This window comes from Actinomadura roseirufa (assembly GCF_900659635.1).
GTDB lineage: Bacteria > Actinomycetota > Actinomycetes > Streptosporangiales > Streptosporangiaceae > Spirillospora > Spirillospora roseirufa.
The window spans coordinates 19182-28606 of sequence record NZ_CAACVB010000095.1; the positions used below are offsets into that span (position 1 = coordinate 19182).

The 9425-nt window shown below is 73.1% G+C and carries 9 protein-coding genes; 1 reads left to right on the forward strand and 8 read right to left on the reverse strand.

Annotated elements, in window-relative coordinates:
* The first annotated feature begins 113 nt into the window (after window positions 1-113).
* Window positions 114-4091: a type VII secretion protein EccCa gene (gene eccCa / locus E1291_RS20725; RefSeq protein WP_131739492.1), complete on the forward strand. Its 3978-nt coding sequence runs from the start codon at window positions 114-116 to the stop codon at window positions 4089-4091.
* A gap of 70 nt (window positions 4092-4161) precedes the next feature.
* On the opposite strand, the gene E1291_RS20730 is transcribed toward eccCa, so the two are convergent.
* The 8 genes from E1291_RS20730 to E1291_RS42130 all read right to left on the reverse strand — a co-directional run.
* On the reverse strand, window positions 4162-5532 hold the full coding sequence (locus E1291_RS20730) for a S8 family peptidase (protein WP_131739493.1): 1371 nt from the start codon (window positions 5530-5532) through the stop codon (window positions 4162-4164).
* Window positions 5533-5629: 97 nt separating this feature from the next.
* Window positions 5630-6271 (reverse strand): hypothetical protein, encoded by a 642-nt coding sequence (locus tag E1291_RS20735; protein ID WP_131739494.1) that lies wholly within the window; start codon window positions 6269-6271, stop codon window positions 5630-5632.
* Between the two features lie 141 nt (window positions 6272-6412).
* Window positions 6413-6721 (reverse strand): DUF1416 domain-containing protein, encoded by a 309-nt coding sequence (locus tag E1291_RS20740; RefSeq protein ID WP_131739495.1) that lies wholly within the window; start codon window positions 6719-6721, stop codon window positions 6413-6415.
* Between the two features lie 89 nt (window positions 6722-6810).
* Entirely contained in the window at window positions 6811-7650 is an 840-nt protein-coding gene (locus E1291_RS20745) for a sulfurtransferase (RefSeq protein ID WP_131739496.1), read from the reverse strand.
* The gene (locus tag E1291_RS20750; protein ID WP_131739497.1) at window positions 7647-8084 is read right to left on the reverse strand and encodes a DUF4395 domain-containing protein; all 438 of its coding nucleotides are present in this window, start codon (window positions 8082-8084) and stop codon (window positions 7647-7649) included. The genes E1291_RS20745 and E1291_RS20750 overlap by 4 nt, the downstream gene beginning before the upstream one ends.
* 128 nt (window positions 8085-8212) lie before the next feature.
* Window positions 8213-8278, reverse strand: coding sequence for a putative leader peptide (locus E1291_RS45155; protein WP_370771011.1), 66 nt, complete (start codon window positions 8276-8278; stop codon window positions 8213-8215).
* A gap of 116 nt (window positions 8279-8394) precedes the next feature.
* Window positions 8395-8709, reverse strand: a complete 315-nt coding sequence (locus E1291_RS20755) for a thioredoxin family protein (protein WP_207400845.1) — start codon at window positions 8707-8709, stop codon at window positions 8395-8397.
* Window positions 8710-8912: 203 nt separating this feature from the next.
* The coding region (locus E1291_RS42130; protein WP_207400842.1) for a flagellar basal body-associated FliL family protein at window positions 8913-9425 on the reverse strand (513 nt) is incomplete at its 5' end.

A 9425-nucleotide genomic window follows, 5' to 3' on the forward strand; every position in this document is an offset into this window, starting at 1 on the left:
ATGTGACGTCCGCCTACGCTAATCGACTTCTTCCCCCCTGCTCCGCGGGCCCCGCGCGTCCTCACGCGGCGGAACGGCCGTCCCGCGGAGAGCGAGCTCCCGGAGGACCCCAGGTGAGCACGATCCTTGTCCGGCGCAAGGAGCGCAGGAAGCCGCCCCCCTCCCCCAGGGGCGAGCTGCTGCTGGAATCCCCGCCCGAGATCCCCGAGCAGCAGAGCGGCGGCATGCAGGCCGTGCTCATGTACGTGCCGATGGCGGTCATGCCGGTGATGATGGTGCTGATGTTCCTGGGGGGCGGCACCAAGAACCCCATGATGATGATCAGTAGCGGCGGCATGGCGCTCGCCATGGGCGGCATGATGATCGGGCAGCTCGGCCGCGGCATGGGCGAGCGCAAGTTCAAGCTGAACGGCGCGCGGCGCGACTACTTCCGGTACCTGTCGCAGGTGCGGCGCAAGGTCCGGCGGGCCGCCGAGCAGCAGCGCGAGTCGCTGGAGTGGAACAGCCCGGCCCCGGACTCGCTGTGGTCGCTGGTGATGAGCGCGCGGATCTGGGAGCGGCGCCCGGCCGACCCCGACTTCGGGAACGTGCGGATCGGGGCGGGCCCGCAGAAGCTCGCCGTGCAGCTGATCCCGCCGGAGACGAAGCCGGTGGAGGACCTGGAGCCGATGACGGCGGGCGCGCTGCGCCGGTTCGTGCGCGCCCACTCGACGGTACCGAACCTGCCGGTGGCGGTGTCGCTGCCGTCGTTCTCGCGGATCCTGCCGGAGGGCGACCAGGACGCCGTGCGCGGCATGGTCCGGTCGATGGTCGCGCAGCTGACGGCGTTCCACTCCCCCGACGACGTCCGGGTCAGCGTGTGCGCCTCGCCCGAGGCGATGCCGCACTGGGACTGGGTGAAGTGGCTGCCGCACGCGATGCACCCGTCGGTGACGGACGCGGCGGGCCCCGTCCGGCTGATGGCGGGCAGCCTGGTGGAGCTGGAGCACCTGTTCGGCAACGAGGTGAAGGACCGCGCGCGGTTCACCCCGGGCCTGTCGCAGAACGACCTGCCCTACCACGTGGTGATCGTGGACGGCGGCGCGGTCACGCCCGACTCCCAGCTCGGCTCGGACGGCATCGAGGGCGTCTGCGTCATCGACCTGACCGGGCACGTCGCGCCGACGCCCGACGCCACGATGCTGCGGCTGCGGGTGGCGGCCGACCGGATGGCGATGCTGCGCCGCGACCGCACCGGCAAGGACGTGCCGAGCTCCCTCGGCCGCCCCGACCACTTCAGCTACGTGCAGGCCGACGGCCTCGCCCGGCAGCTCGCGCCGCTGCGGGCCAGCGCGGTGGCCGGCGGTGTCGAGATGGACGCGTTGTCGGCCTCGACGACGCTGACGGCGCTGCTCGGCGTGCCCGACCCGGCCCGGGTCGACACGACGCGCGCGTGGCAGCCGCGGCCGCCGCGCAACCGGCTGCGGGTACCGATCGGCCTGGACGGCGACGGCCGCCCGATCGAGCTGGACATCAAGGAGGCCGCCCAGGGCGGGTACGGCCCGCACGGGCTGTGCATCGGCGCGACCGGGTCCGGCAAGTCGGAACTGCTGCGCACGCTCGTGCTGGGGCTGGCGATGACGCACTCGTCCGAGACGCTGAACTTCGTGCTCGTCGACTTCAAGGGCGGCGCGACGTTCCTCGGGATGGACGGCCTGCAGCACGTCTCGGCCATCATCACCAACCTGGAGGACGAGCTTCCCCTCGTCGACCGCATGTACGACGCGCTGCACGGGGAGATGGTGCGGCGGCAGGAGTGGCTGCGGGCGGCGGGGAACTACGCCTCGGTGCGCGACTACGAGAAGGCCCGCGAGCAGGGCGCGGCGCTGAAGCCGATGCCGACGCTGTTCGTCGTGCTGGACGAGTTCTCCGAGCTGCTGTCGGCCAAGCCCGACTTCGCCGAGCTGTTCGTGATGATCGGGCGGCTGGGCCGGTCGCTGGGCGTGCACCTGCTGCTCGCCTCGCAGCGCCTGGAGGAGGGCAAGCTGCGCGGCCTGGACACCCACCTGTCGTACCGGATCGGCCTGCGGACGTTCTCGGCGATGGAGTCGCGGGTCGTCCTCGGCGTGCCGGACGCCTACGAGCTGCCGCAGGCGCCCGGCAACGGCTACCTGAAGATCGGCACCGAGACGATGACGCGGTTCCGCGCGGCGTACGTGTCGGGCCCGTACCGGCCGGAGGTGGAAGGGGCGTCCGACTCGCCGCAGGCGCCGCGGCAGCTCGCGCAGATCGTCCCGTTCACCCCGGCGTACGTGACGCCGCGGGTACAGGAACGGCCGGAGGAGCGGCGGGACACGGCCGAGGACGAGGGGCCGCAGATCAGCCTGTTCGACCTGGTCGTCCGGCAGCTCGCCGGGCAGGGGCCGCCGCCGCACCAGATCTGGCTGCCGCCGCTGGAGGCGCCGGGCACGCTGGACGAGGTGCTGCCGAACCTGCGGGCGACCCCCGAGCACGGCTTCACCACCGCCGACTGGGACGGGCGCGGCCGGCTGCACGCCTTCGCGGGCATCGTCGACCGGCCCTTCGACCAGCGCCGCGACCCGATGTGGCTGGACCTGTCCGGTGCCGCCGGGCACGTCGGCGTGGCGGGCAGCCCGCAGGCGGGCAAGTCGACCGTGCTGCGGACGGTCATCACGTCGCTGGCGCTCATGCACACCCCGCAGGAGGTGCAGTTCTACTGCCTGGACTTCGGCGGCGGCTCGCTCGCGTCGCTGGCCGGCCTGCCGCACGTCGGCGGCGTCGCCAGCCGGCTGGACCCCGATCGCGTCCGCCGCACCGTCGCGGAGGTGTCGGGGCTGCTGGAGTCGCGGGAGCGGTTCTTCGCCGAGCGGGGCATCGACTCCATCTCGACCTACCGCAAGCTGCGGGCCGAGGGGCAGGTCCCCGGGGACGGCTTCGGCGACGTGTTCCTCGTCGTGGACGGCTGGCTGACCGTCCGGCAGGAGTTCGAGGCGGTCGAGGCGACGGTCACCGACCTCGCGGCGCGCGGGCTGGGGTACGGCATCCACGTCATCGCCGCGACCAACAAGTGGTCGGAGTTCCGGCTGACGATCCGCGACCTGTTCGGGACGCGGCTGGAGCTGAAGCTCGGCGACCCGTACGAGTCGGAGATGGACCGCAAGCTCGCCGCGAACGTCCCCGAGGGGCGGCCGGGCCGCGGCATCACCCGCGAGGGGCTGCACTTCCTCGCCGCACTGCCGCGCATCGACGGTCGGCCGTCGTCCCAGGACCTCACCGAGGGCGTCCGGAGCCTGGTGGAGACGGTGCGGGCGGGCTGGGAGGGGCGGCCGCCCGCGCCGCAGGTGCGGATGCTGCCGGACGTGCTGCCGCTGTCGTCGCTGCCCGCGGTGGCCGAGACCGGCAAGCGCGTCCCGATCGGCATCGACGAGGACACCCTGTCCCCGGTCATGATCGACTTCGACAACGACCCGCACTTCGTCGTCATCGGCGACAACGAGTGCGGCAAGTCCAACCTGCTGCGCCTCGTCGTCGACGCGGTCAAGGAGCGCTACACCACCGACGAGGCTCGCGTCATCATGCTCGACTACCGGCGGGCGCTGCTCGACGCGGCCGAGAGCGAGCACGTCATCGGGTACGCGGCGTCCTCGACGGCGGCGGCGAGCCTGATGAAGGACGTCCACGGCGCGCTCGTGAACCGGCTCCCGCCGTCCGACCTGACGCCCGAGCAGCTGCGCAACCGGTCCTGGTGGAGCGGCTCGGAGCTGTTCCTCGTCGTGGACGACTACGACCTGGTCGCGACGCCGTCGGGGAACCCGCTCGCGCAGCTCGCCGAACTGCTGCCGCAGGCCCGCGACATCGGCATGCACCTCGTCCTCGCCCGCACCATGGGCGGCGCGGGCCGCGCCAGCTTCGACCCGATCATGCAGCGGCTCAAGGACATGGCCAGCCCGGCGCTGATCATGTCCGGCCACAAGGACGAGGGGACCCTGTTCGACGTCCGGCCGTCGCCGCAGCCGCCCGGCCGGGGCACGCACTCCGACCGCCGCGCGGGCAAGCGCCTCATCCAGACCGCGTTCCACGGCGAGTCCTGACCCGCCGCGCCGCGAGCGCCCCGTCCGGAGCCCTGGGCCGCGGCCCAGGGCTCCGCGGCGTCCTCGGGGCTCAGTCCCGGTCGCCGTCGCCCGCGGCGGGCGGGACGAGGCGTCCCGGCTTCCAGCCGCGGGCACGGCCGAACGGGATCACCGCGCCGGCGAACGCGACCAGCAGCGCCAGCAGCAGCGCGCCGCCCGCGACGGCGAGCCCGATGCCGCGGGTGCGGTGGTCGACCGGCTCCGGCCGGGCGATCGGGACGGCGCCGCCGAGCACCCGCCCCCGCCCCGCCTGGTCGGGCCTGGCGTCCGGGCTCACCACCGCCGACACCGCCTGCATCGGGCTGATCATGCCGTGCCCGCTGCCCTGCCCGTTGCCGCCCTCGGCGGTGATGAGGATCCGGTTGATGACCTGCTGGTAGGTGAGCCTCGGATGGCTCGCCCGGACGAGCGCGGCGACCCCGGCGGCGTAGGGGGCACCGAAGCTCGTGCCCTGCAGCCCGCCGGTGTACCCGCCGCCGAGCGTGGAGATGACGTCCTGGCCGGGCGCCGACACGTCGATGCGCGTCCGGTGGTTGGAGAAGTTCGAGATCGTCCCGGCCTGGTCGACGGCGGCGACCGACAGCACCCCCGGGTAGCTCGCCGGGTACGCGGCGCTCTCCTTGCCGCGCTGGTCCTGGGGCACGTTCCCGGCGGAGGCGACGATCAGCGCGTCGCGCCGCTGCGCGGCCTGCACCGCCCGGCGCAGCCCGGCGGTGTCGGGGGCGTCCACCGAGACGTTGATGACCTTCGCGCCGTGCTCGGCGGCCCAGGTGATGGCGCGCGGCAGCAGGGTGTTGTCGTCGCTGCTCTGCCCGCTGGTGAACTTGGCGTTGAGCAGCCTGGCCTGCGGCGCCACGCCGACGAACGGCACGCCCTTGGAGCGCAGGTCGGCGCCGGCGATGATGCCGGCCACCTCCGTGCCGTGCCCGAAGCAGTCCGCCGTGGTCGTGTTCGTCGCGTCGTAGCTCCCGTCGACCCGGCCGCGCAGCTGCGGATGGCCGGCCTCGACGCCGCTGTCGACGACCGCGACGGTGACGCCCCGCCCCTGGGTGATGCGCCACGCCTGCTCGAAGTCCAGCCGCCGCTGCGCCCACGGCTCGATGGTGATCGCCGAGGCGGGCTGCCCGGTCAGCTTGTTGCACTGGGGCTTGGGCTGGGCCGGGGGCTCCTGGGGCTTCTCCGTCGGCTTGGGCTTCGTCGTCGTCGCCTTCGGCGTGGTCTTGGGCGATGACTTCGGCGTGGTCCTGGGTGAGGACTTGGGCGACCCCTCGCCGTGCGTCTGGGTGGTCGTCGGGGCGGCCCAGGGCCGGTCCCCCGGCGTCGCCGACACCGCCGGCGCGGCCGCCAGAAGGGAGGCCAGGACCAGGGCGCCGGCCCCGGCCGCGAGTCCCGCTGCGCGCATACCCCGTATCTCCTGACGCCTGGAGGAACGCCCCGACTCTAGACGATCATCGCACCGGGTCAGGTCGCGTGGCGGCCGTCGTCCCCCTGACAGGGGCTCAGGAGAGCACCCAGGAGTCGCCGTCCCAGTCCAGGGTGTGCTGCGCCTCGGTGGTCGCGACGGTCATCCGGCCGCTCGTCCACCGCAGGTCCGCGAACGGGACGACGTAGCGCCCCCGCTCGTCCACGGTGCCGCCCGTGACGGTCGCCGTCCGCAGCGCCCGCATCTCCTCGGCCGAGTTGTGCCGGGCCGCGTTGCGCACGTGCTCGTGGCAGCCGTCCAGGGAACCGAACCGCGACTGGACGAACTCCTCGGTGGCCAGCCGGTCGCAGATCGAGGCGTCGGAGTCGCCGAGGCCCCGCAGCCACTCCTGGAGGGCCGCCCTCGCCGCCGCGATCTCCGCGGCGGAACGCGAGGTCCGGGAAGGGGAAGGGACGGGGGGAGAAGAGTCCGAGGGGGAAGGGGCGGTGGCGGATCCTCCGGCGGACCGTCCTCCCGCGGTGCCGCGGGCGGTGCGGGCGGCGGCGTCCTCGTCCGGGCCACGCCGTCCGAGGAGGAGGCCGAGCGCCACGGCGGCGATCGTCAGGATGACCGCGACCGGCGGGATCAGCAGGGCGATCCGGAGGGAACGCCGGCCCCGCCGCGACGGGGCCCGCGAGGGGGCCCGCGGCGGCTCGGACGCTGCGTGTCGGCCCGGCACGGCATCCTCCTCGGTAGCGTGCGACGCCCGCACAGTCTAGGGCGCGCCGGGGCCGTACCTCCGGGCCCGGACGCACCGGACCCCGCCGTCCCGCGGACGCGGGGCGACGGGGTCCGGTGAAGAGCCCGCGAAGGCTTCGACTCAGATCGCGACCTGGACGGCGGCGACTTCGCCCGTCTTGGCCGTGACGGCGTTGTCGACGCTCACACCGCCCGCCGCGAGGACGCGCACGGTCCAGTCACCGTCGGCGGCGAAGAACCGGAACACCCCCTCGTCGCCCGTGACGACCTCGGCGGTGAACTCACCGGTCGAGTCGAGCAGGCGGGCGTAGGCGCTGGACACGGGGGCGCCGTCACGCGTGACGGTGCCCTGGATGACGGCCTCGTTGTTCAGGTCGACGGTCGCCGGAAGGTGCGCCGTCTGCGCGGGCGCTGCGCAGCCCTGGGTCATTTCTCCTCCATCTCCGTGCACACGGAAGGGTCGTTCCGCCGGGCCGGCGGATGCCCGCCCCCGGGGGACGGGCGGGTATGGGGCTCGGGCTACTTGGGCTCGCCCAGCTCGATCGGCACGCCGACGAGCGAGCCGTACTCGGTCCAGGAGCCGTCGTAGTTCTTCACGTCCGGCAGGCCGAGCAGCTCGCGCAGCGCGAACCAGGTGTGCGACGAGCGCTCACCGATGCGGCAGTAGGCGATGATCGGCTTGCTCAGGTCCACACCGGCCTCGGTGTAGATCTCGCGAAGCTCCTCGTCGGACCGGAACGTGCCGTCGTCGTTGGCCGCCTTCGACCACGGGATGCTGCGCGCGGTCGGCACGTGACCGGCCCGCTGCGCCTGCTCCTGCGGCAGGTGCGCCGGGGCGAGCAGCTTGCCGCTGAACTCGTCCGGCGAGCGGACGTCGATCAGGCCCTTGGTGCCGATCGCGTCCACGACCTCGTCGCGGAAGGCACGGATGGCGAGGTCCTGCTCCTGGGCCTTGTACTCGGTGGCCGGACGGGTCGGGACGTCGGTCACCAGCTCGCGGGAGTCCAGCTCCCACTTCTTGCGGCCGCCGTCGAGCAGCTGGACCTTCTCGTGGCCGTACAGCTTGAAGTACCAGTACGCGTACGCCGCGAACCAGTTGTTGTTGCCGCCGTAGAGGATCACCAGGTCGTCGTTGGCGATGCCCTTGGTCGACAGCAGCTGCTCGAAGCCGGTCTTGTCGACGAAGTCGCGGCGGACCGGGTCCTGCAGCTCCGTCTTCCAGTCGATCTTGACCGCGCCACGGATGTGGCCCTTGTCGTAGGCGGACACGTCCTCGTCGACCTCGACGAGAACGAGGCCGGGGGAGTCCAGGTTGGACTCCACCCAGTCGGCGTCCACCAGGACGTCGGAGCGGCTCATGCGGGAACCTCCCTGTTGGAGCGAATCTTCGCGGTGATACGTCGGTAGAGCAGGTACATTTCGCAGCCGAGGCAGAACCCGAACACCGCGTTCAGGAACGCCGCCGCCAGCGCGAGGGCGGTGGCACCGATGCCGAGCCAGGTGATCCCCGTCCCGTACCCGGCCGTCCCCACGAGGGCGAAGACGAGTCCGACGCCCTGGGCGAACCGGGGCGGGGCCTCGTCCTCCAGTTCCCCCGGAGGGCCGAGCCGCGGACGGATCAGCGCTCGGAAGACCAGGCCGTACGGGGCGTACCGGAGGCCGAGGACGGTCGCGGACGCGAACACGGCGGCCTGCGCGGCGAGCACCGCCCAGCTTCCGGTCACCAGGACCACCATCAGTACGACCGTCGTGACCGCCGCCGCGAAGCGCGGTCCCCGCGGATCGACCTGCATCAGGGTGCTCCTGGAAGAGGAGGCGTGCGTTCGTTTCGATCCTTGTCCGCCCGGCGCGGCGGACGCCATCGATGGGGTCCCGGAAAGGGTCTCAGGGCTGGGTGCGGCCGGAGTTTCGGCTCGATGCCTCAGGACGTGCGACAGAGCGAGGCGGCCACGCGGCAGAAGTCGACCGCGCGGCGCTTCGTGAGCATCTGCTCTGTCCAGTAACGCACGGACACGATGGTAAGCCGACAATCCACGCCGTGTCACATCCGTCTCGCCTTGCGAGACAGTGACATTCGTCTTCCCGCAGGTCAGGTGTACCGGTTCAGCTCACCGCACCGCCCAGCGCGGCGATCACATCGGCCTTCCTGGGCGCCCCCGTGGCACGCCGGACGACGCGCCCGGCGCTGTCCAAAACCAGCACGGTCGGGGTCCGTATCACGTCGAGCCGGCGGACGAGGTCCAGATGCGCCTCGGCGTCGATCTCCACGTGCGCGACGCCGTCCACCATCGCGGCGACCTCCCCGAGGACGCGCCGCGTCGCCCGGCAGGGCGCGCAGAACGCGCTGGAGAACTGCACCAGCGTCGCCCGGTCGCCGAGCTCGGCCCCGATGTCGTCCGCTCCGAGGGCCTCGGCCATCGTCCCGTCCCCTTCCCGCGCGCGCAGGACGCCGTCGCGGCGCCGCCGCGCCAGGCCGAACACCGTGGCCGCGACCAGCACCGCCACCGCGATCAATGCACCTTCCACGACGGCGACAACCCCCTCCGGCCTCGGATTCTTCCGGGCCGGCGCCGGCCGGTCACGCCGCGAGACCGGTGGCGGGCCGCGTCGGGTCGGGATCGTCAGGTCGGGATCGTCAGCAGCGGCTGCCCCTCCAGCGTCATGACCTCGAAGGAGAACAGCTGCCCCCGCTGGAACATCGTGGACCCGCCGTAGGCGCCGTAGCCCTTGTCATAGGGCACCGACCAGCTGCCCAGCATGTCCCGGCGGCCGTCCCGGGCGACGACCAGCAGCCGGCACCGGGACCCCTTGGGCACGCCCGCCAGGTACAGCTCGACCTGGGTGCCCCACATCTTGCGGTGCAGCACCACGATGCCCTTGATCTTGGACTTGGGATTCTCGGCGGCGATCCGCTCCCCCGGGCTCGTGGCCGGGTTCGGCCGCGCCCCCGGGACCGTGGACGTCGCGGCGGGCGGCGCGGGCGACGCCCCGCCGCCGTCGCGCTCGCCGAACATCAGTCCCCCGGCGAGGATCCCCACGACGAGCAGCAGGCAGGCCGTCACGGCGAGCGGCGCCCAGCCGAGGATCCGGCGCGGCAGGCCGCCCGGGGCCCGCTCGCCGGCCGGTTCCCGGCC